A 19,837-nucleotide genomic window follows, 5' to 3' on the forward strand; every position below is an offset into this window, starting at 1 on the left:
GGTCCGCGGCGACGGTGCCCGCGCGAGGTCAGTCCGACGCGACGGTGCCGCCGTCGACGATGATCGTCTGGCCGCTGACGAAGGCTCCGGCCGGGGATGCCAGCCACACGACGGTGCCGGCGATCTCGGCGGGCGTGCCGAAGCGGCGCAGCGGTGTCTTGCCCAGGCGGGTGGCGGCAGCATCCTCGTTGCCCGTGATGGGGGTCGCGAACTCGGTCGCGATGACACCGGGCGCGAGGGCGTTGGCGCGGATGCCGCGGGGCCCCCACTGCACCGCGAGATTGCGGGCCAGCTGGGCGTTGGCGGCCTTCGTGATGCCGTACCCGCCGATGACCTTGTTGCCGCGCACCGCCGACAGGCTCGACATCACGAGGAATAGCCCGCCGCCGCCATCGGCCATGACAGGCAGAGCGGCGTCCGCCAGACGCAGCACCGAGCGCACGTGCAGGTCGAACATGCGGTCGAGGCCCGCCAGAGAGGCCTCGGAGCCGAGCGAATCGAGGTCGTCGTCGAGCGCGAAGCCCGCATTGGCGAAGACCGTGTCGAGCCGTCCCCACCGATCGGCCGCCAGGTCGACGAGGGATGCCGCAGCCCCCGGCTCGGTCAGGTCGCACTCGACGCCCACGACGTCGAGCCCCTCGGCAGCAAGTGCGGCCGCCGCGCCCGACGCATCGCCGAGCCCCGCGATCACGACCGCCGCGCCGGCACGGGCGAGCGCCTCGGCCGACGCCAGCCCGATGCCGCTCGAGCCGCCGGTGACGATCGCGACGCGGCCGTCGAGCGAGAACAGGGCCTGCGGCGAGAGGTCGGTCATCAGACCGCCGCGCCCTCGCGCTCCCAGTGGTTGACGTTGAGGGCGTCGTGGTCGGCGGCGAGGTAGCGGTGGAAGCGTCCGTCGGGGTCGCGGTCGGCGATGATCTGCTGCAGCTTCGCCCAGTTCTCGGGCGCCATGAACTTCAGCTGCCGGTTCGTCATGTCGGAGTCTCCGAGGTACTGACCGGCGGTGACAGGCTGCGCGTGGGTGAACACCTCATCGACCCAGGCGCGGTTGCGGGCGAACTCGGCCGGGTCCTCATAGACCGTGTAGGCCGCGACGTAGGCCTCGGTCTGCAGCGAGAACGCCATGTCGGGGAGGTCCCGGCGCATCGGTGCGTTGCTCATCCAGATCGCGAAGCCCTTGTCGGTGGGGTTCGTCGTGAACAGCGGCCGGATGCCCTCGACCATCGCGGCGACGCCCTCCGGGGTGTTCTCGCCGTCGATCCAGGCGTTGTCGCAGATGTACTGCCAGTGCTCGGGGTTCTGCAGCTCCTGCTGCGCGCGGTGCTCGGCGAGGGTCGACTCGGCGGCGTCCTGCACGAAGACGGCACGGTCGATGACGGGGGAGCTGTTGAACTCGGCGAGCGACGCGCGCGCGTGCTCCTCGTCGTCGCCGAATGCGAGCCCGGTCACCAGCAGCAGGCGCTTCTCGGTGCCGTCGGGCATCGGTGTGGGGTTCGACACGCACACGATCTCGACGTTGTCGGGCACCCGGTGGTGCGCCTCGTACATCCACGTCATGACCTCGGTGAAGTCCTCGAGCTCGTAGCCGTGCACGGTGTGGGCGAGCCAGCCGAACTTCGGGCGGGTCTTCAGGTGGAAGCGCACGACGATGCCAGGGAAGGTGGGGCCGGCGCCGCGCGCGGCCCAGTAGAGGTCGCTGTTCTGCTCGGCGTCGGCGCGCATGAGCTCGCCGTCGGCGGTGACGACGTCGACCGCCACGACGGACTCTGCGGCCCAGCCCCAGCCGCGCTGGTTCCAGCCCTGGCCGCCCTGCAGCAGGAACCCGCCGATGCCGACCGACGGGCAGTGGCCGCCGTTGAAGAAACGGCCGCGCTCCTCGAGGTAGGGCGAGAGCACGTCGCCGCCCTTGGTCGCCGGTCCCGCAGAGACGATGTGCGTCTGCTCGTCGTACGAGATGTCGGTGAGGGCACCGAGGTCGAGCAGCAGACCGCCATCTCGCACGCTCCATGCCGCCCAGGAGTGACCGCCGGAGCGCACGGCGACCGTCCAGCCCTGCTCCTTGGCCAGGCGCACACCTGCCACGACGTCGTCGACCGAGCCGGCGATCAGGACCGCGTCGGGTTGGCGATCGGGGCGGCGGCCGTTGAAGACGCGGCCGACGCGGACCTCATCCCAGTCGGGGTCTGCCGGCAGCACGAGGCGGCCGTCGAAGGCGGGGGCATCCAGGGTCATCGTCGAACTCCTCGGGAACATCGGGTCGGATGCGCGCGGTGGCGGCAGCATCCGCTATCGACAGTAGAGATCGGATGCCGCCCGCTGAACGCCCCCAAGGGGATACCAGCTATCTGGCCGCCCGATTGGGGCTGTCACGGCGAAGAGCAAAGTTCTACAATGAAGCACATGGCAGAGGCAGGAGTTCGAGCGTTGAAGCAGAACGCGTCGCAGGTGGTCGCGAGCGCGGCCGCCGGCGAGCACATCGTGATCACCGACCGGGGGCGGCCGGTCGCGCTGCTCTCGCCTTTGCCGTCGTCGCCGCTGGAGCGGCTGCGCACGTCGGGACGCGCGCGAGCGGCGCGACGCACGATCGCCGACCTCCCGCCTGCGGTCGAGGGGGCTGCGCTGTCGGGCGAACTCGACGCGATGCGCGATGCCGAGCGCTATTGAGATGGCGCACTATCTCGACACCTCGGCGCTGGTGAAGCTCGTCGTACGCGAGCCCGAGACCGATGCCTTGCGCGCCTGGCTCGAGGCAGCCGATCGTGAGCCGGTCGCCTCGGACCTCGTGCGTACGGAACTGCTGCGTGCGGTGCGGCGGGTGGATCCGGCGCTCGCCGTGCAGGCCCGGGCGGTGCTCGAGAGCATCACGCTCGTCCAAGTGGCGACGGCGACGTTCGAGTCGGCGGGGCGCCTCGACCCGTCGGTGCTGCGCAGTCTCGACGCGCTGCACGTCGCTGCCGCGCTCGAGCTGGGCGACGACCTCGAGGGCTTCGTCAGCTACGACGACCGGCTCTCGCTCGCGGCCGAGAGCAACGGCATCCGAATTCTTGCACCGCGCTGACGTTCGCATTCTCGCGCGAGTTGGCACCTGTGGTCGCCTCCCGGCGGGATCGAGCGACCGAAGGTGCCAAGTTGCGGGAGGGGGAGGGGGAGGGGTGTCAGCCGAGCACCGAACCGCCGCCGTCGACGACGAGGTTGACGCCGGTGATCCACGACGCTTCGTCGGAGGCGAGGAAGATCGCCGCATTGACGATGTCGGAGGTCTGGCCGACTCGGCGCAGCGGAATGCGGTCCCAGGTCTCCTTGAGCGGCTGCGGCGGCGCATCGACGAGGAACTGCGTGGCCTCGGTGACGATGAATCCGGGCGAGATGCACACGGCGCGGATGCCGAACGGGCCGCCCTCGACCGCGAGCTGCTGCGTGAGGTTGATGACGCCGCCCTTCGCGGCGCCGTGCACGTTCTGCGGGATGAACTCGACACCGCGGATGCCGGCGATCGAGCCGATGTTGACGATGACGCCGCGCGAGCGCTGCAGGTGCTTCCACGCGTAGTGCACGGCGTAGAAGACGATGTTCAGCTCGAGGTTGATGTTGCGCTGCCAGTCTTCGATCGGCAGCTCGTCGATCGTGCGGAAGGGCGCCTGCCAGCCGGCGTTGTTGTAGAGGATGTCGATGCCGCCGTAGGTGGCCGCGGCGTCTTCGATCCACTTCTCCACCTGCGCCGGATCGCCGGCGTCGACCGGGCCGAAGCCGGTGATCTCGCCGCCCGCATCTCGCACGAGGCGCACGGTCTCTTCGAGCCCCTCGACGTTCACGTCGCAGCCGAGGACCTTCGCTCCCTCTGCGGCGAACTGCTTGGCCGCCTGGCGGCCCATTCCTGCGCCGATGCCGGTGATCAGGGCGACCTTGCCCTCAAGTCGTGCCATGGTGGCCTCCTTCAGTGGTGCGCGCAGCGTCGTGCGCGGGGTTCGTGCGGCGCGGGCTGAACACGGCCCAGCCGAGCCAGGCCAGCGCGACGGCGCCGGTGACGACGAGGGCGAACGGCAGCGGGTCGTGCTCGCCGCCGATCGCCACGAGCGGCGACACGATGCCGGCGCCGATGAACTGCACGGCGCCCATGACCGCGAGGGCCGTGCCCGCGACGTGCCGCAGGTCCTGCAGCGCGTAACTCGTGGCAGGACCGAACACCAGGCCCATGCTGCAGGCGATGAGGAAGAGCGCCGGCAGCATCGTCCAGGCGCTGACGGTGCCGGTCAGCACCGTGACGAGCACGATGACGGCGCCCAGCCCCTGCACGCCGAGCCCGAGGGCCATGAGGGCGCGGTTGCTCCACGTCGCCGACAGCCGCGCCGTCACCAGGCCCGCGCCGATGAGGCCGAGCCCGTTCACGCCGAACGTGATGGCGTACACGAGCGGCGAGAGCCCCAGCACCGACTGGATGAGGAAGGCGGATGCGGCGATGTAGCCGAACTGCGCGACGAACCCGAACCAGACCACCGTCGCTCCGCCGAGGTAGGCGCGGGAGTGCAGCGCCGTGGCGGCGTTGCGTGGCAGCGAGCGCAGGGGGTGGGCGAGGCGGCGCTCGTGCGGGAGGCTCTCGGGCACGAGGAACGCGACGAGTGCGAGCCCGATCGCGGCGAGCACGCCGAGCCCGACGAAGATCGCGCGCCAGCCCCACAGCCACATCACGGCCACGCCGAAGATCGGGCTGAGCACCGGGCCGAGGCCGATGAGGGTGCCCAGCAGCGCGTAGGCACGGGTCAGCACGGCGCCCTCGGCGAGGTCGCTGATCACCGCACGGCCGACGACCATGCCGAACGAGGCTCCGAGGCCCATCGCGGCGCAGCAGGCCACCAGCACGACGAGGCTCGGCGCGAAGGCGGCCCCGACCGCTGCGACCGTCATCGCGGCGCTGCCGATGAGCAGCGGCATCCGTCGTCCGATGCCGTCGGAGAGGGGACCGGCCAGAAGCTGCCCGATCGCCATGCCCAGGGTGACTCCGGTGAGCGACAGCTGCACCTGTCCGGCCTGCGCGTGCAGATCGTCGGCCATCGTCGGGAGGGCGGGAAGGAACGCGTCGGTCGAGAACGGCCCGAGCATCGACAGCATCCCGAGCGCCACCAGAAGGGGAACGCCGACGGCGGAGGCATGCGGGGCGCGCGTGACGTCGGTGCTCACCCCCTCACGCTAGGGGCGGGCGCGGGGGCCGGGAACGCCGGGCGGGGGATACCTGGCATCGCGCCCGGCCGTGCTCATCGACGCCCCGGCTACGATGCCGCCATGACCAACGGCGGCTACGACCTCAACCTGCTGATCCCGCTGCGGGCCCTGCTCGAAGAGGCCAACGTCACCCGCGCCGGGCAGCGGGTGCAGCTCGGGCAGTCGTCGATGAGCTCCGCGCTGTCACGGCTGCGGGTCGCCTTCAACGACGAGCTGCTGGTGCGCGTGGGCCGGGACTACGAGCTCACGCCGTTCGCCCGCGAGCTGCTGCCGCAGGTGCAGGCCACCGTGCCGCTGATCGAGCGCGTGCTCACCGGCGAGCCCGAGCCCGACCCCCGCACCGCCCGGCGCACGCTGTCGATCATGGTCACCGACTACGGCATCATGCGGCTGCACGGCGCGCTCGCCGCCGTGCTGGCGGAGGCCCCCGGCATCCAGGTCGACCTCATTCCGCTTCCCGAGCGGCCCATGGAGAGCGAGCGCGACCTCGTGACGCACGACTTCGTCGTCGGCGTGCCCGGCATCGGCATCGACGGGGCGAGTCTGCCCCTCCTCGAAGACGACTACGTGTGCCTCGTGGATGCTGACAATCCCGCGATCTCAGACGGCACGCTCTCGTTCGACGACTTCGTCGCACTGCCGCAGGCCGTCGCGCAGTTCGGGCGTCTGCACTTCACGCCTGCAGACCGTCGCCTGCGCGAGCTCGGCATCGACCGCAGGGAGCCTCGGGTGACGACCTCGTCGTTCCTGCCGCTGCCGACGGTCGTCGCCGGCACCGATCTCGTCGCCGTCGTGCCTCGCGTGCTCGCCGAGCGCCTTGGGCCGCTCACGGGAACCGTCGGGGTGGAGGCGCCGTTCGGATCGGTCGAGATCGCCCTCAAGCTCTGGTGGCACCACAGCCATGACTCCGACCCCGTGCACGCCTGGTTCCGCGAGGCGCTGACCGCCGCGTTCGCTGCCGAGCGGGAGGCCGCGCAGCAGTGAGTCGGCGCCACGCCTTGGCCGAGATATGAGGCATCGCCCGATCGGCATTCCGCGCGGCGCCCGGCCCGCCTAGCTTCGTACCGGCAGCGACGCCGCTGCGCAGTGAAGGAGCCCCCCATGTCCGTGACGTCCGTTCTCGTGGCAGGCGCCGGGCCGCGGGGCTTCGCCGCGTCGACGGCCTTCGCACGCCGCGGTCTCGAGGTCGCGCTGGTCGAGCGAGGGCGCGAGCGTCCGGGTGACGGCGAGCTCGAGCCCGGCGGCGACGTGCGGCTCGAACTGACCCTCGTGGGAGCCGTCGACGTCGACAGTCACGTCGAGGCCGAGCTGTCGAACGGCCGCGTCGAGAACTACGACGCGATCGTGATCGCCGACGGGCGGGCGGCCGAGCAGGTCGCCGCCGGCGCGTCGTCGCACCGCGTCTTCGTGCTGGGCGACGCCGACGACATCGAGGCGCTCGCCGACCGCGTCATCCGGGGCGGGGCGCAGAGCCCGCGCTGATCAGAGCGCGCCGGCCTCGGCATCCGCCGCGAACTCGACGCGCTCGGCGACCTGCCGGAGGATCCCGAGCAGCCACTGCAGCGCAGGGTCGCTCGTGCGCGACGGGTGCCAGAACGCCGACTCGATGAGCACGGGCAGCTGCACCGGGATCGCGGCGGTGACGAGCCCGAGGCTCGGCGCGTACATCTCGGCCAGGCGCGCAGGCACGAACCCGAACATGTCGGTGCCGGCCACCGCGAACGGCACCGGCAGGAAGCCGGGCACGCTGCGGGCGACCCGAGGGGTCACGCCGGCTGCCGAGAGCGCGTCGTCGGCGTACATGACGACGCCGTCGGCGAAGTTGACCTGCACGTAGGGCAGGGTCGCGAGCGCGTCGAGGCTCAGGGCGCCGTCGCGCAGGCTCGGGTGGCCCTGCCGCACGACGCACACCATCGTGTCGGAGAAGAGCGCCTGGCGCTTGCCCGGCACGTCGCGCGCCGACGAGGCGATCGCGACGTCTTCTCGCAGCAGATCGATGGGGCCGAGGTTGTTCAGCGGGGCGAACTCGACCGAGACGTTCGGCGCCTCCTGCTCGAGCACCTCGAGCAGGGGAGCGGCCATGAAGGCGAGGGCGTAGTCGGATGCGGTGAGCCGGAACTGCCGCGCGGTCGTGCGCGGGTCGAACAGCGGGCGGAGGTTGAGGGTGCGGCCGATCTCGGTGACCGCCTCGTGCACCACCGGCTGCAGCGCGCGGGCCTTGGGTGTCAGTTCGGACGTGCGGCCGGTGCGGATGAGGATCGGGTCGTCGAGGAGCTTGCGGAGCTTCGCCGCCGCGCCGCTGACGGCGGGCTGGGTGAGGCCGATCGCCTCTCCGGCGCGGGTGAGGTTACGCTCGGTGAGGATCGCGTCGAGCACGACGATGAGGTTGAGGTCGATGCCCCGCAGATCGTCCATGTCGGCCCCTTCGCCCGCCCCGGCCAGCCTACCGGGGCGACGTGGGTCGGCCCGCGGTGCGGCGTTTCGTCTCGCGGCTGCGGTTGCTGCGTTTCGTCTCGCGGCTGCGCCGCTCGCTCAACGCCCGATGGTGGTCCGGGCGTTGAGCGAGCGCAGCGACCGAGTCTTTCCGGGCGTTGAGCGAGCGGAGCGAGACGAAACGCGGGTGCTCGTCAGAGCCGGTCGTCGCCGTACGTGCGCCGCGCCGGCGGCACGGTGTACCCGGGGCTCGCCGTCTCGACGATGCGGTTGGTGATCGAGCCGAGGCCCTGCACCGTCATCGTCACCTCGTCGCCCACCTGCAGCGGCGGGATCACGAGCTCGCCGCCCGCGCGCGCCCAGCGCTCGCTGAGCGCGCCCTGCGACGCGGTGCCGGTGGCCAGCACGTCGCCGGCCCCCACCCACGCGTCGCGCGAGGCGTGCACGAGCATCTCTTCGAACGACCACGACATGTTGCGCAGGTTGTCGGTGCCGACGACCTCGCCGTTGATGGCGACCGACATGTCGAGGGCGTAGCGGTCGCCCTCGCGGTACTGCTCGAGCTCGTCGGGCGTCGTCAGCCACGGGCCGAGGGTGTTGGCGAAGTCCTTGCCCTTGGAGGGGCCCAGGCCCACGCTCATCTCGCGGCCCTGGATGTCGCGCGCGCTCCAGTCATTGAAGATGCAGAACCCGGCGATGTGCTCGTGCGCCTCTTCGATGGGAACGTCGCGCACGGTGTGCTTGACGATCATCGCGACCTCGAGCTCGAAGTCGAGGCGCTGCGTGAACGGCGGCATCGGGATGTCGGCGCCGGTGGGCAGCACCGACCACGGGTTCATGAACAGGAACCGCGGAGCCTCGTACCATGCCGGCGGCACGCTGCCGTCGCCGCCCTCGGTCTTCTTCATGCCCGCGATGTGCGCCTCGAAAACGAGGAAGTCGCGCATCGCGCGGGGCTGAACGGGCACGGCGAACGTCGCGTCTTCGATCGGCAGCTTCTGGTAGCGGCCGCCGCGCAGGTCGAGGTCGCGCTTGACGGCCTCTGGGGCATTCAGCAGGTCGAGGATCTCGGGGTCGCCCGGAACATCCTGCAGCTTGCCGTGCTGCACGCGGCCGGTGTGAACGATGCCGTTCGGCCCGACGTAGCGCGCGTACTGCGCCATCTCAGAAGTCCAGGGTCTCGTAGAAGTCGCGCTGGCGGGTCTCGAGGGCGGGGATGGCCTGGCCGAGCGCCCACTGCTCGAAGTGCGGGTAGGTGCCGTGTGCCTTGAACGCGGCTTCGTCGGTGTAGACCTCGAAGATGCGGAAGATGCTCGGCTCCTCCGGGCTCTGGTAGGCCTGGTAGTAGATGTTGCCGGGCTCTTCGCGCGAGGCGGGCGAGAGCTTCTCGAGCGCGTCGCGCACGGTCTCCTCCTCGCCGGGCTTGGCGGTCCAGGTGGCACTGCAGACGAAAGCCATGGGGTTCCTCTTTCTCAACGTCGTTGTCGGGGCTCTGCCCCAGGTCATCACGGTACGGGGGACGGATGCTGCGAGCCACCGCGCACAGGCGATGCCTCCCATCGCGGCGGTCGCAGCATCCGCCTCACTCGTCGAAGATCGCGACCGCGCGGGTCCAGCCTGCCGAGGCCCCTCGCACCTTCGTGGGGAAGCACGCGACGGTGAAGCCGAACGCGGGGATCTCGTCGAGGTGCTGCAGCTTCTCGATCTGGCAGTAGCCGACCTCGGCGCCGGCCTTGTGGCCCTCCCACACGATCGAAGGATCGCCGGTCTCTTCGAACTGCGCGCGGTTGATCGACACCGGCACATCCCAGCCCCACGCGTCGGTGCCGACGACGCGCACGCCCTTGCCTGTGAGGTGCAGCGTCGCTTCGCGGCCGAAGCCGATGCCGGTGTCGATGTAGTCCTCGCGGCCGTAGGCGTCGGAGGCGATGGTGTGGGCCAGCACGATGTCGAGCGGCTGCAGCTCGTAACCGATGCGGTCGAGCTCGGCGTCGATGTCGTCGGGTGTCACCAGGTGTCCGTTGGGCAGGTGCCGCAGGTCGAGCTTGACGCCCGGCTTGAAGAACCACTCCAGGGGGACCTCGTCGATGGTCCAGGCGCGCTCGCCGCCGTTCATCGTGGGGTGGTAGTGCCAGGGGGCGTCGACGTGGGTGCCCGCGTGCGTCGTGATCGTGACGGTCTCGGCGGCCAGGCCCTGCTGGTCGAGCAACTGCTCGGGGAGGATGCCGTACATGGCATACATGTCCTTGAGTCCGCCCTGGTGATCCTTGTACTCGATCTTCGGGCGCAGGAACGGCGGGTCCACCGGGACGACGTCGTCGAGGTGCATCGAGAGGTCTACGAAACGCATGGGCAACTCCTTCGTGTGCGCCGTTCGATCATGCGCGGTGGATGCGTCGATGCGTCACCCCTTCGCGCGCATGCGTGGCATCGGCGACGCGGGGTGTTCACGCATCACAGCGGCGTGGAGGGCGCCAGCAGGTAGAGGCGGCAGATGGCGGGCAGACGGGCACGCATCGCCTCGTCGAGGGCGGGGTTGCGGTCGACGAAGATCGTCGACCGGATCTCAGCGGGGCGAGCGCATGTTCGCCGGCCAGATGCCGTGCCGGCCGGGGTTGAGGATTCCCTGCGGGTCGACGGCGTCTTTGATCTTCTCGACGAAGCGCCGGTAGGCGTGATCGGAGAAGCCGAACTGCTCCTGGGCGAGATCCATGAACTGCAGGTGGGCTCGGTACTCGCCGTAGCCGATCCGGCCCGCATCGCGTACGAGCTCCTGCATCACCCGGTAGGCGTCGGTCGTGGCTTGCTCGTCGTCGATGTCGAAGGTGATGCCTGCGACTGAGCAGAGCGAGCGTTCGTTGACGACGATGAGGTCGGCGGTGTGGTCGAGTCCATTGCGCTCGAACTGCGACTTGAGCCACATCTGGAGCTCGTAGACGCGCCGCCCGGTGAGAGGGGCGACCGGGGTGAAGGACATGTGTCCGCCGTGTGTGCCTCCGCGCCAGCCGGCCATCCCCGCCCAGTCGAGGTTGGGAACGCCCGCGTAGACGCGGTCGCTGGGGTCTGGCAGCGATGCCCACTCGTCTGGGCCGCTGGTGGTGTGGCGGATGACGGCATCCGCGATCTCCCCGAACGCGGCGAGCGACTTCTGCAGGTTGTGCTCATTCACTGCCCGGTCGCCGTACAGCGCGAAGCGCAGGTGCCACCGGCCGATGCCGATGGACGCGGCGATCTCGTCGATGGCCTCGTCGGGGATCACTCCCTCCTGCGGGGCGTACCAGTGCGCCCGCGGGGCGATGGTCGACGCGATCAGCAGTGTGTTGAGGATGCAGGGCACTCCGTCGATCGTTCCGTCCAGGCGCAGTCTGCGGAGGATGTCGACGAGCGGGATGAGATCCTCGTCCCGCTGGACGTCCACGTGCACGTGCGTGATGACCTCGGGCTTGGGCATCAGCCAAAGCCCGAGCTTGGTGACGACCCCGAAGTTCCCCTGGAAGAACAGCGGCTCGATCGTCGGGCCGAGGCTGCGGCGGTAGAGGTTCCACGACTCGTTGCCGTCCATGGCGCCCATTCCGGTGCGCAGCAGGCCTCCGTCGGCGGTGACGACTTCGAGTCCGCAGATGTTGCGCCAGTCCTTGCCGTACGGAAGGTAGGTCAGTCCGTTGTCCTGCTGGTTGCCTCCCATCGATCCCCAGCCCAGGTCGGGCACGCTGACCATGAGATCCGCCCCCGCCGCTTCGATCGCGTCGTAGATGTCCTGGAAGCTCGCTCCCGGTTCGATCAGCGCGTAGCCGAGTTCCTCATCGATCGACAGCACGCGATTCATCCGACGGAAGTTGATCGTGATCCCACCCGAAACGCGGGGTGCCGCGCCGCCGTACCCGTTGTTGCGGCCCTGGCCCTGTGCCCACACCGGCACCCCGTGCTGGGCGGCGATCCGCACGATCACCTGCACGTGTTCGGCCGAGCCCGGCCACACCACACCCGCCGTTGCGAATGCGTCCCAGGTCGGTGGCTGGAACGGGTCTCGATACTCCCCGCCGTCATCGCCGGTCACGACGCGGTCGGCGCCGATGCTCTCGGCGATGGCGGCGAGAGCGGTCGCGACGACGGTCGGGTCGATGTCGACGCTGCGGGCGGGGATATGGGCTGGTGTGGGCATGGGACTCTCCTTCGAGTCGCTCGATGGGGTGCGGTGCGTGCGATCGAGTCCGATCGCCCCGCGGGTCAGGCGGGGTTGCGGCCGACGAAGAAGTCGCGGAACGGGTCCATGCTGGGCTCGAAGCCCGAGTCGAGCAGCCCCTTGCGCAGCATGTTCATCTGCGGGTCGTGGATCCGCTGGGTCGGCATCCGCAGAGGCCCGCCGTTATAGCCGCGGAGCCACCCCTGGAACTTCCAGGCCTGCCGGTCGATGAAGAACCCTCCGTGCAGCTGCGCGGCGACGGCCGCCTTCGCCTTGCGGGCGGGATGCATCTGCCAGTACAGATCAGTGACGTCATCGAATCTCTCCTCGCGCAGCAGCGTCATGGCCTGGGGGATCGTCGGCCCCCAGAACTCGTGATCGCTGGTCGCCGAGAGCTGGATCGGCATCAACTGGCCGAGGGTGAGCAGATCGCCCTCGATCGGACACGAGATCACGACCTCATCGCCGAATTTCCGGTACGCCTCGATGGTGCCCATGATGCTCGGTGCGCCGCCCTCGGCCTTGATGACGGCGATGTTCGGGATGTCGTCCAGCATCCGGCGGATGAGGCGAGCAGGGATGTCGGAGGGGTGAATGCGGGAGCTGAAGCCCCAGAGGAACATCGGGAAGATCATCACCGCGAGGTTCGTCGCATCGCACACGGCCTTCGTATAGTCGTAGATCTCCTGTTCCGACTCGGGATAGAAGTTCGGCGGATACGACAGCAGCACCAGCTCGGCGCCGGCAGCCTCAGCGCGCTGAACAGCGGTGATGTTCTCTTCGAGGTTCGACCAGCTGGCGTGGTGCACCACGACGAAATCGCTCTTCGCCTCGTCTTTCACGATCTCGAGGAACTCGAGGTACTCGGGGAGGGCGATGCTGACCTCGGAGACGCCCAGAGTGCCCAGGAACCCGTGCTGCTTCGCGAGACGGACGTCGTGACGGATGCCCAGTTCGTTGATCCCGCGCAGGTCGCTCGTGAACGACGGGATCGTGCAGTTGACCGCGCCGACGAGGCGCTCGCGCGCCCAGTCGCGTGCCTCGCCCTTGGTGTATCCAGCCATGGTGGTGCTCTCCTATTTGCGGATGGTGAGGATGCCGACGGGCAACGGCGTTCCGACGCCCTGCGCGACGGCGCGTTCGTAGAGCTGCGTCGCCAGCACGATGTCCTGGAAGCCGCTGCCGGTGGACTTGTAGATCGCGATCCCTTCAGGGCGCGGTGCGCGCCCGCCGAGCAGCTCGTGCAGTGAGATCGTGACGGCGTCGGAATCGAAGCCCGCGGCCCGTGCCGCGATCATGTCGCCGCTGTCGTGCAGCACCTCTGCGAGGGCATCGGCCACCACGAGCGAGGCGCGTCCCAGCAGCGCGGGCTCGAGTTCCGTCTGTGCCCGGGTGGTGGAGCCGACTGAGACGACCGTGGCGTCGTCGGCGACCCATTCGGCTCGGACCGTCGGGGTCTCGTCGCGCGAGCGCGCCGCGCACAGCACGAGGTCCGCTCCCATGACGGCTCGCTCGGGGGTGGACGCCGCATCGACGGGGATGCCCAGCTCGGCAGACAGCTCCTCTGCGAAGCGCTCCCGGTTGGCGACGGTCGGGCTGGTCACCAGAACGTGCTCCAGTTGGGCGACCCGTGCGGCGGCGCGCAGCTGGGCGCGGGCCTCGAATCCGCTCCCGACCACCGCGGTGGTGAGCGGGCGTGAAGGCAGCAGCGCCGTGAGGGCGGCCGCCGCAGTGGCCGCCGTGCGGATGCCGGTGATGCGGTTGCCATCGATCAGCGCGGCCAGACGCGAGTCGCCCGTGTCGAAGAGCGTGATGAGATAGCTCGCGAGACCGTTGCGCAGTGAGGCGGAGATCGTCTTCGACCCGGCGTAACGCCCGCCCGGAGGTGCCGACGGCATGACGCGCTGCCATCCGCCTTCCACCACGGCGACAGTGCGCTCAGGCGTCGCATTCGGATCCTCAGGGAGCGCATACGCTTCGCGCAGGGCCGCGATCGCACCATCCCAGTCGGCCAGAGCGGCGACGTCCGCGTCGCTCAGGAACAGCGTCGGCGGGTCGGCGACGAACCCGTCGGCGTTCATCGCGCTGTCTCCATGCCGAACTCGTGCAGCACGCCCGCGAGGATGCCCGCCTCGTCTGCCGGCACCCCGCCGCACATGCCGAGATACGACTCCCAGAGGTGGTGGCGTGTCGCGCGCACGGCGGCGGCAGCATCCCTCCGCCGGCAGGCGTCGAGGATCTCGCGGTGGAACGGCTCTGCGACGGGAGTGTGCAGATCGAAGTGCAGGCGGATGCGGTCGGCCTCCGCGCCGAGGGTCGCGATGAGGCTGACGAGCACAGGCGAGTCGGCTGCGGCATAGAGCACGCCGTGGAACTCGCGGTTGAGGTCGTTGAAGAGGCCGAGCGAGAAGTCGGCGTCGGCGTGCCGCGATTCGAGCTGGTGCAGCAGTGCCGCCATGCGGTCGACGTCGGCATCGGAGAGGCGCGCGACGCCCAGCAGGGCCGCGCGACCTTCGAGATCGATGCGCAGCGCCGTGATCTCGTCGAGCCGGCCGACGTCGACCCCCGTGACGACCGTGCCGCGATACGGCTGGCGCGCCACGAGCCCCGCCGCCTCGAGCTGCAGGATCGCCTCGCGCACGGGGGTGCGGCTGATGCCGAGGTCTGCCGCGAGCGTCGCGATGTCGATGCGACTGCCGGCGGCGAGATCGCCCGAGACGATGCGGTCGCGAAGAATGCGGAAGACCTCGTCGGTCATGCGCCGCGGAGTGAGCTGGGCCATGGACAAGGAATATCCAATATCCGACATCCGATCCACCCCTCAGCGCCCATGGCTGTCATCGGCGACGAGAATGGACGCAGACCGCCGCCGCGACATACGCTCGCGGCATCCGCCACTCGACGAGGAGCACCCGCATGGCCATCGCGACCATCAACCCGTTCACCGGGCTCACCGAGCAGGAGTTCGAGGCCCACGACGACGCAGAGGTCGAGCGCCGCATCGCCAGTGCGCAGGCCGGCTTCGTCGCGCTGAAGTCGACGACCTTCTCGGAGCGCGCGGAATGGATGCGGGCGGCAGCCGACCTGCTCGAGGCAGACGTCGACGAGCTCGGTCGCATCATCACGATCGAGATGGGTCGCCCCATCAAGGCCGCGCGCGCCGAGGTGCTCAAGTGCGCCAAGGGGCTGCGCTACTACGCCGACCACGCCGAGGAGTTCCTCGCGCCGGAGCTCCTCGACGACCCGTCGAAGGTCGGCGCCTCGCAGGCCGGCACCCGCTATGCGCCGATCGGCATCGTGCTGGCGGTCATGCCGTGGAACTACCCGCTGTGGCAGGTGCTGCGCTTCGCCGGTCCCGCGCTCATGGCCGGCAACGCGGGCCTGCTCAAGCACGCCTCGAACGTGCCGCAGGCAGCCCTCTACCTCGACACGCTGTTCTCGCGGGCGGGCTTCCCCGAGGGGGCTTTCCACTCGCTGCTGATCCCGGCCTCGCGCGTCGAGGCCGTGCTGCGCGACCCGCGCGTCAAGGCCGCGACCCTCACCGGCTCCGAGCCGGCCGGGCGCTCGCTCGCCTCGATCGCCGGTTCCGAGGTCAAGCACGTCGTGCTCGAGCTCGGCGGCTCCGACCCGTTCGTCGTGATGTCCAGCGCCGACGTCGCCAAGGCAGCCTCGGTCGCCGTGACCGCCCGCAATCAGAACAACGGGCAGTCGTGCATCGCCGCCAAGCGCTTCATCGTGCACACGGACGTCTACGACGAGTTCACGCGCCTGTTCGCCGAGGGGGTCGCGGCGCTCACGGTCGGCGATCCGCTCGACGAGTCGACCGACGTGGGTCCCGTCGCGACCGAGTCGGGTCGCGACGAGCTCGAGGGCCAGGTGGCGGACGCTGTCGCCAAGGGCGCTCATGTGCTGACCGGCGGCTTCGTGCCCGAGCGCGACGGCTGGTTCTACGAGCCGACGGTGCTCGCCGGCGTCACCCCCGAGATGCGCCTGCACCTCGAGGAGGCCTTCGGGCCCGTGGCCACCGTGTACCGCGTCGGCTCGCGGGAGGAGGCGCTCGATCTCGCCAACGGCACCACCTTCGGCCTGAGCTCGGCGGTGTGGACCACCGACGCCGACGAGGAGGAGTGGTTCGTCGACAACCTCGACGCGGGTGCCGTGTTCGTCAACGGCATGACCGCCTCCTATCCCGAGCTGCCCTTCGGCGGCGTCAAGGACTCCGGCGTCGGCCGCGAGCTCGCCGCCGCCGGCATCCGGGAGTTCTGCAACCTCAAGACGGTCTGGAAGGGCTGAGCAGCGGCGTTTCGTCTCGCTTCGCTCGCGCAACGCCGCCGACAGTTCCCCGGCGTTGAGCGAGCGCCGCTGGCGCGAGACGAAACGCGGTGGGCTGTGCGGTCAGGGCAGCACGACGATCTTGCCGGGCGCGTGCGCGCCCTCGAGCGCCGCGAACGCAGCGGCGACCTCGTCGAGCGGGAACGTCTCGGCCACCGGCAGCACGATCTCGCCCGAGGCGATGCGGCCGGCGAGGTTCTCGAGATTCTCGGCGGTGCGCGCCTCGCGCTCGACGTTGTGCGCGCCGATCTCGTCGAGGGCTCCGTAGGCGGCGATCGCGACCATGCGGTCGACCGGCACGCCGAGAGCGACGCCGGCGTCGAGGGCGTCGCGGCCGTGGCAGTCGAAGACGGCGGTGACGGCGCCGAGCGCCCCGACTCGCTCGGCGAGCCCCTCGCCGTAGACCACGGGCTCGACGCCGACCGAGCGCAGCAGTTCGTGGTTGCCCTCGCTCGCGGTGCCGATCACGCGGGCGCCGGCGGCGACTGCCAGCTGCGCCGCGACCAGGCCCACTCCACCGGCCGCGCCGCCGACGAGCACCGTGTCGCCGTCGCCGACCGGCACGGTCGCCAGCACCGACACGGCCGTCAGCCCCGCGACGTGCAAGCCGCCGGCGACCTCGACGGCCAGCTCAGCAGGCCTGCGGGCCAGATCGGATGCCGCCGCCACGACGCTCTCGGCCAGCGCCCCGTTCGCGCGCCCGAGCACGTCATCGCCCACCGAGATCGCAGAGCCGTCCCAGTAGACGGCGTCTGGGCCGACAGCCTCGACGGTGCCGGCGAAGTCGCCGCCGATGTGCCGAGGGAACGGCGCCTTCGACGGGATGAAGCCGCTGCGCTGCTTGCCGTCGAACGGGTTGAGTCCCGCCGCATGCACGCGCACGAGCACCTGGCCGGCGCCGGGGGTGCCGGCATCCGCCTCGCCGATGTAGAGCACCTCGGGTGCACCGGTGTGGTCGTAGAGCGCGGCGCGTGTCATGGCTTCCTCTCCGCGTCGGCTGCGACGCTGGTTCCTCGAGCGAGCGTAGTGGCGTTGCGGCATGCCTCGGGTCGATACCAGGGATGCGGCCGCCCGACCAGGCGATAATCGAGGGGTGACAGAGCTTCGCGAGGTGCGTGAGCCCCAGCAGCAGCGCACGCGCGCGGCCTGGCAGCGCGCGCTCGAGGTCGGCGCCGAGCTGTTCGTCGAAGGCGGCCTCGACGCGCTCACCGTCACCGAGGTCTGCCGCCGCGCGGGCATGTCTGCGCCGTCGCTGTACGCGCGCGTGGACGGCCGCGACGGACTCATCGCCGCCGTCTACGAGCACGTCATGGTGCGCATCCTCGACACCGATCGAGAGCTGATGGGCGCCCTGCCGCCGCCCGATGCGCCGCGCGACGAGCGCATCGCGGCGGTCGTGGCCGCCGCATCCGAGCAGTTCTCACGCAACGCCGACGTGCTGCGCCCGATCATCGCCGCGTCGCTGCAGGACGCCTGGGTGCACCGCAGGGGCGTCGAAGAGGCGCGCCGCGTGATCGACGCCCTCTCGCAGGGGCTCGCTCTCGGCGACGAAGCAGGTCGCGACATCGCCACGATGCTGTTCGCCGAGCTCGTCATGAGCACGATGTACGGCGTCGATTTCGCCTCGCCCTACAGCCCGGATGACGCCGAGCTGCGGGCGCGACTGGTGCGCATGGCCACGGCCCGCGCCGACGCCGTCGACGCGGGCGCGTGACTCACGCGGGGGGCGAGGATGCTGTCGCCCATCTCGTCGAGCTGAGCGACGATCTCGCCGGGGCTGCGCTCGCCGATCTGCTTCTGCAGCAGCGGGGTGCCGTCGAGCACGGCGTCGCGCAGGGGCCGCAGGAACGCGGGGGCGTGGTGGAAGGCCCTGCCCAGGATGTAGGCCTGCTGCACCTGCATCGTCGTGTGCGGGATGCGCACCTCGTCGTAGCGGTCGAGGGCTGCGCCCACCGCCGCGGTGTCGGAGAGATCGGCGCCCGCCAGCAGCTGCGCGAGGAAGTAGCCGTCGCCGATCGACATGCCCGCCCCGTACGCCGCGTAGGGCGAGGTCGCGTGCGCCGCGTCGCCGGCGAGGGTGATGCGGCCCTTCGACCACTTCTTCAGGGGCTTGCGGTCGCGGATGACCCACCGCTGCACATGGTCGTCGGTCGTGGCCTCGATGAGCGAGGTCAGCGGGGCGCCGAAGCCTTGGGCGAGGGTCAGTGCGTGCCCGCGCAGGTCGGCCGGCGCGGGGGCGTCGGGGTCGCAGGCCTCGAGCGTCCACCACTGGTAGCCGTCTCGGCCCTGGCTGCGGATCGAGGTGTACGAGCCCTGCACCGTGCGGGTGTGCGCGATGATCGCCTCGCCCTTCTCGGCGCTCGGCGCGTCGTCGAACGTGTAGCCGCCGATGATGTGCAGCCGATGCTCGCGCTTGGGCGACGCACCCCAGAGGTGCGCCCGCACCATCGAGTCGATGCCGTCGGCGCCGACCAGCAGCGGAGTGGAGCGGGTCGAGCCGTCTTTCATCGTGAGCTCGACGTGGTCGCCGAGATCGCGGATGCCGGTGACCTCCTGATCCGTCAGCAGCATGCCCTCGGGGATCGCGGCGAGCATGCGGCGGTAGAGGTCGGGGCGCAGCATCCCGATGAATCCGCCGCCGTACCGCGCCACGACGTCGGCGGGGATCTGCACGTCGGCACGGACCTTGCCCTTCGCGCTGCGGAAGGTGGAGTGGCAGGGGGCGCCGAGGTCGTCGACGTCGACCCCCATGAGGCCGAGGGCCTTGATGGGCGGCGGCCACAGGTTGAGGATGTTGCCGGCCGGGCGCGCCTCGCGGTAGCGCTCCAGGAGCACGACGTCGTGCCGGGCGGTGTGCAGCGCGAGGGCTGCGGCCATGCCCGCGGGGCCTGCCCCGAGGACGACGATCGGGTGGTCGGTGGTTCGGGTCATCGGTGACTCCTTCGGGTGCGGGCTCCACTGCCCTCGCGATAACTGTAAGGCCGTTACAGTTACTCGCACCCGATGGTTCGCCGATGCCGCCTATCGCTCGCGCCGATGGGGAGGCTGCCGCCCCCCGCACCAGGTGTGCCACATGGGGCCCTCAGCAAGGCCTGACCCCATCATGTGTGCCACATGGGCAGAAGAGCAGGGGCTACTCGTGCCGCACGGCGATCTGCTCGGGCTCGAGTTGGATCGCCCAGCCCTCGATCGTGCCGGCGTTCTCGAACTCCTCGATCTGCAGGATCTGGCGGCCGCGCTCGACGGTCTGCTCCATGCCCGCGGTCACGAAGGCATAGACGTTGAGCCAGGCCGACTCCTCGTAGGCGATCCCCTCGATCACGATGACGTTCGCATCGACCACCCCGCGCGCGTTCATCGCGGCGCGGGGCGAGGTGGTGGTCACGGCGCGCGCGCCGTTGACCTTGTTGGCGGCGACGACGCCGGCGACGGCCTCATCGAACACCAGCACGCCGAAGGCATCGACGCCGGCGTCCTGGTCGGTGACCACAGCCTGGCCCACGCGCACCGCGTAGATCGGGTAGTCGTCGCCCGGGTCGACCTCGTCGGCGCCGTGCCAGACGACGTCGAAGCCGGCGGCGGTGGCGCGCGCCTCGAGCGTGCGGCCGAGCTCGTAGCCGCCGTGATCGGCGGCGAAGTGGATGCGGGTCATGTCTGTCGACCTTCCTTGGC

The 19,837-nt window shown here is 70.4% G+C and carries 21 protein-coding genes; 6 read left to right on the forward strand and 15 right to left on the reverse strand.

Features of this window, described 5'->3' with window-relative positions; genetic code table 11:
- Positions 1-28 precede the first annotated feature (28 nt).
- Complete coding sequence (locus OAW74_RS11365) at positions 29-814, reverse strand: SDR family NAD(P)-dependent oxidoreductase (protein ID WP_262874497.1); 786 nt, start codon at positions 812-814, stop codon at positions 29-31.
- A complete protein-coding gene (locus tag OAW74_RS11370) occupies positions 814-2,232 on the reverse strand; it encodes an FAD-binding protein (RefSeq protein WP_262874498.1) in 1,419 nt (472 codons plus the stop codon). The genes OAW74_RS11365 and OAW74_RS11370 overlap by 1 nt, the downstream gene beginning before the upstream one ends.
- Positions 2,233-2,400: 168 nt before the next feature.
- On the opposite strand from OAW74_RS11370, the gene OAW74_RS11375 reads away from it, so the two are divergent.
- Together OAW74_RS11375 and OAW74_RS11380 are read left to right on the forward strand one after the other, a co-directional pair.
- Positions 2,401-2,664 carry a type II toxin-antitoxin system prevent-host-death family antitoxin gene (locus OAW74_RS11375; protein ID WP_262874499.1) on the forward strand — a complete coding sequence of 88 codons (264 nt, stop codon included), beginning with the start codon at positions 2,401-2,403 and terminating at the stop codon, positions 2,662-2,664.
- A 1-nt stretch (position 2,665) separates the two neighbouring features.
- Entirely contained in the window at positions 2,666-3,058 is a 393-nt protein-coding gene (locus OAW74_RS11380) for a type II toxin-antitoxin system VapC family toxin (protein WP_262874500.1), read from the forward strand.
- A gap of 97 nt (positions 3,059-3,155) precedes the next feature.
- Here the strand turns inward: OAW74_RS11380 and OAW74_RS11385 are convergent, their stop codons facing one another.
- Together OAW74_RS11385 and OAW74_RS11390 are read right to left on the reverse strand one after the other, a co-directional pair.
- A complete protein-coding gene (locus OAW74_RS11385) occupies positions 3,156-3,923 on the reverse strand; it encodes an SDR family NAD(P)-dependent oxidoreductase (protein ID WP_262874501.1) in 768 nt (255 codons plus the stop codon).
- Entirely contained in the window at positions 3,910-5,175 is a 1,266-nt protein-coding gene (locus OAW74_RS11390) for a multidrug effflux MFS transporter (protein WP_262874502.1), read from the reverse strand. The genes OAW74_RS11385 and OAW74_RS11390 overlap by 14 nt, the downstream gene beginning before the upstream one ends.
- A 102-nt stretch (positions 5,176-5,277) precedes the next feature.
- Between OAW74_RS11390 and OAW74_RS11395 the strand changes: the two genes are divergently transcribed.
- Together OAW74_RS11395 and OAW74_RS11400 are read left to right on the forward strand one after the other, a co-directional pair.
- Positions 5,278-6,201 carry a LysR family transcriptional regulator gene (locus tag OAW74_RS11395; protein ID WP_262874503.1) on the forward strand — a complete coding sequence of 308 codons (924 nt, stop codon included), beginning with the start codon at positions 5,278-5,280 and terminating at the stop codon, positions 6,199-6,201.
- Between the two features lie 117 nt (positions 6,202-6,318).
- Positions 6,319-6,699 carry an NAD(P)/FAD-dependent oxidoreductase gene (locus tag OAW74_RS11400; RefSeq protein WP_262874504.1) on the forward strand — a complete coding sequence of 127 codons (381 nt, stop codon included), beginning with the start codon at positions 6,319-6,321 and terminating at the stop codon, positions 6,697-6,699.
- Here the strand turns inward: OAW74_RS11400 and OAW74_RS11405 are convergent, their stop codons facing one another.
- The 8 genes from OAW74_RS11405 to OAW74_RS11440 all read right to left on the reverse strand — a co-directional run bounded on the left by OAW74_RS11405 (position 6,700) and on the right by OAW74_RS11440 (position 14,615).
- Entirely contained in the window at positions 6,700-7,632 is a 933-nt protein-coding gene (locus OAW74_RS11405; protein WP_262874505.1) for a LysR family transcriptional regulator, read from the reverse strand.
- A gap of 212 nt (positions 7,633-7,844) precedes the next feature.
- The gene (locus OAW74_RS11410; protein ID WP_262874506.1) at positions 7,845-8,813 is read right to left on the reverse strand and encodes a fumarylacetoacetate hydrolase family protein; all 969 of its coding nucleotides are present in this window, start codon (positions 8,811-8,813) and stop codon (positions 7,845-7,847) included.
- A gap of 1 nt (position 8,814) precedes the next feature.
- The gene (locus OAW74_RS11415) at positions 8,815-9,108 is read right to left on the reverse strand and encodes a putative quinol monooxygenase (protein WP_262874507.1); all 294 of its coding nucleotides are present in this window, start codon (positions 9,106-9,108) and stop codon (positions 8,815-8,817) included.
- 124 nt (positions 9,109-9,232) lie between these two features.
- The gene (locus tag OAW74_RS11420; protein ID WP_262874508.1) at positions 9,233-10,000 is read right to left on the reverse strand and encodes a cyclase family protein; all 768 of its coding nucleotides are present in this window, start codon (positions 9,998-10,000) and stop codon (positions 9,233-9,235) included.
- 216 nt (positions 10,001-10,216) lie between these two features.
- Positions 10,217-11,812 (reverse strand): FAD-binding oxidoreductase, encoded by a 1,596-nt coding sequence (locus OAW74_RS11425; RefSeq protein ID WP_262874509.1) that lies wholly within the window; start codon positions 11,810-11,812, stop codon positions 10,217-10,219.
- Positions 11,813-11,877: 65 nt separating this feature from the next.
- Positions 11,878-12,897, reverse strand: a complete 1,020-nt coding sequence (locus OAW74_RS11430) for a dihydrodipicolinate synthase family protein (protein WP_262874510.1) — start codon at positions 12,895-12,897, stop codon at positions 11,878-11,880.
- A gap of 12 nt (positions 12,898-12,909) precedes the next feature.
- On the reverse strand, positions 12,910-13,914 hold the full coding sequence (locus OAW74_RS11435; protein WP_262874511.1) for an ornithine cyclodeaminase family protein: 1,005 nt from the start codon (positions 13,912-13,914) through the stop codon (positions 12,910-12,912).
- Positions 13,911-14,615 (reverse strand): GntR family transcriptional regulator, encoded by a 705-nt coding sequence (locus tag OAW74_RS11440; protein WP_262874512.1) that lies wholly within the window; start codon positions 14,613-14,615, stop codon positions 13,911-13,913. The genes OAW74_RS11435 and OAW74_RS11440 overlap by 4 nt, the downstream gene beginning before the upstream one ends.
- 134 nt (positions 14,616-14,749) lie before the next feature.
- Here OAW74_RS11440 and OAW74_RS11445 point away from each other — a divergent pair, with 134 nt between their 5' ends.
- Entirely contained in the window at positions 14,750-16,126 is a 1,377-nt protein-coding gene (locus OAW74_RS11445) for an NADP-dependent succinic semialdehyde dehydrogenase (RefSeq protein WP_262874513.1), read from the forward strand.
- Between the two features lie 102 nt (positions 16,127-16,228).
- On the opposite strand, the gene OAW74_RS11450 is transcribed toward OAW74_RS11445, so the two are convergent.
- Positions 16,229-17,143, reverse strand: a complete 915-nt coding sequence (locus tag OAW74_RS11450) for an alcohol dehydrogenase catalytic domain-containing protein (protein WP_262874514.1) — start codon at positions 17,141-17,143, stop codon at positions 16,229-16,231.
- Positions 17,144-17,258: 115 nt separating this feature from the next.
- Here OAW74_RS11450 and OAW74_RS11455 point away from each other — a divergent pair, with 115 nt between their 5' ends.
- Positions 17,259-17,879: a TetR/AcrR family transcriptional regulator gene (locus OAW74_RS11455; RefSeq protein WP_262874515.1), complete on the forward strand. Its 621-nt coding sequence runs from the start codon at positions 17,259-17,261 to the stop codon at positions 17,877-17,879.
- Here the strand turns inward: OAW74_RS11455 and OAW74_RS11460 are convergent.
- Together OAW74_RS11460 and OAW74_RS11465 are read right to left on the reverse strand one after the other, a co-directional pair.
- Positions 17,795-19,096 carry an FAD-dependent oxidoreductase gene (locus tag OAW74_RS11460; protein ID WP_262874516.1) on the reverse strand — a complete coding sequence of 434 codons (1,302 nt, stop codon included), beginning with the start codon at positions 19,094-19,096 and terminating at the stop codon, positions 17,795-17,797. The genes OAW74_RS11455 and OAW74_RS11460 overlap by 85 nt on opposite strands.
- Before the next feature lie 202 nt (positions 19,097-19,298).
- Positions 19,299-19,817 (reverse strand): RpiB/LacA/LacB family sugar-phosphate isomerase, encoded by a 519-nt coding sequence (locus OAW74_RS11465; protein ID WP_262874517.1) that lies wholly within the window; start codon positions 19,815-19,817, stop codon positions 19,299-19,301.
- Positions 19,818-19,837: the final 20 nt, after the last annotated feature.

The organism is Microbacterium fluvii, from assembly GCF_025515205.1.
GTDB classification, from domain to species: Bacteria; Actinomycetota; Actinomycetes; order Actinomycetales; family Microbacteriaceae; genus Microbacterium; species Microbacterium fluvii.

What these genes read in the sequence shown, in the direction of transcription:
- OAW74_RS11430 (WP_262874510.1), bottom strand. Translation starts at nt 12,897, where the DNA reads ATGGCTGGATACACCAAGGGCGAGGCACGCGACTGGGCGCGCGAGCGC.
- OAW74_RS11440 (WP_262874512.1), bottom strand. Translation starts at nt 14,615, where the DNA reads ATGGCCCAGCTCACTCCGCGGCGCATGACCGACGAGGTCTTCCGCATT.
- OAW74_RS11460 (WP_262874516.1), bottom strand. Translation starts at nt 19,096, where the DNA reads ATGACCCGAACCACCGACCACCCGATCGTCGTCCTCGGGGCAGGCCCC.
- OAW74_RS11365 (WP_262874497.1), bottom strand. Translation starts at nt 814, where the DNA reads ATGACCGACCTCTCGCCGCAGGCCCTGTTCTCGCTCGACGGCCGCGTC.
- OAW74_RS11435 (WP_262874511.1), bottom strand. Translation starts at nt 13,914, where the DNA reads ATGAACGCCGACGGGTTCGTCGCCGACCCGCCGACGCTGTTCCTGAGC.
- OAW74_RS11395 (WP_262874503.1), top strand. Translation starts at nt 5,278, where the DNA reads ATGACCAACGGCGGCTACGACCTCAACCTGCTGATCCCGCTGCGGGCC.
- OAW74_RS11380 (WP_262874500.1), top strand. Translation starts at nt 2,666, where the DNA reads ATGGCGCACTATCTCGACACCTCGGCGCTGGTGAAGCTCGTCGTACGC.
- OAW74_RS11450 (WP_262874514.1), bottom strand. Translation starts at nt 17,143, where the DNA reads ATGACACGCGCCGCGCTCTACGACCACACCGGTGCACCCGAGGTGCTC.
- OAW74_RS11370 (WP_262874498.1), bottom strand. Translation starts at nt 2,232, where the DNA reads ATGACCCTGGATGCCCCCGCCTTCGACGGCCGCCTCGTGCTGCCGGCA.
- OAW74_RS11425 (WP_262874509.1), bottom strand. Translation starts at nt 11,812, where the DNA reads ATGCCCACACCAGCCCATATCCCCGCCCGCAGCGTCGACATCGACCCG.
- OAW74_RS11445 (WP_262874513.1), top strand. Translation starts at nt 14,750, where the DNA reads ATGGCCATCGCGACCATCAACCCGTTCACCGGGCTCACCGAGCAGGAG.
- OAW74_RS11400 (WP_262874504.1), top strand. Translation starts at nt 6,319, where the DNA reads ATGTCCGTGACGTCCGTTCTCGTGGCAGGCGCCGGGCCGCGGGGCTTC.
- OAW74_RS11420 (WP_262874508.1), bottom strand. Translation starts at nt 10,000, where the DNA reads ATGCGTTTCGTAGACCTCTCGATGCACCTCGACGACGTCGTCCCGGTG.
- OAW74_RS11405 (WP_262874505.1), bottom strand. Translation starts at nt 7,632, where the DNA reads ATGGACGATCTGCGGGGCATCGACCTCAACCTCATCGTCGTGCTCGAC.
- OAW74_RS11375 (WP_262874499.1), top strand. Translation starts at nt 2,401, where the DNA reads ATGGCAGAGGCAGGAGTTCGAGCGTTGAAGCAGAACGCGTCGCAGGTG.
- OAW74_RS11465 (WP_262874517.1), bottom strand. Translation starts at nt 19,817, where the DNA reads ATGACCCGCATCCACTTCGCCGCCGATCACGGCGGCTACGAGCTCGGC.
- OAW74_RS11415 (WP_262874507.1), bottom strand. Translation starts at nt 9,108, where the DNA reads ATGGCTTTCGTCTGCAGTGCCACCTGGACCGCCAAGCCCGGCGAGGAG.
- OAW74_RS11410 (WP_262874506.1), bottom strand. Translation starts at nt 8,813, where the DNA reads ATGGCGCAGTACGCGCGCTACGTCGGGCCGAACGGCATCGTTCACACC.
- OAW74_RS11385 (WP_262874501.1), bottom strand. Translation starts at nt 3,923, where the DNA reads ATGGCACGACTTGAGGGCAAGGTCGCCCTGATCACCGGCATCGGCGCA.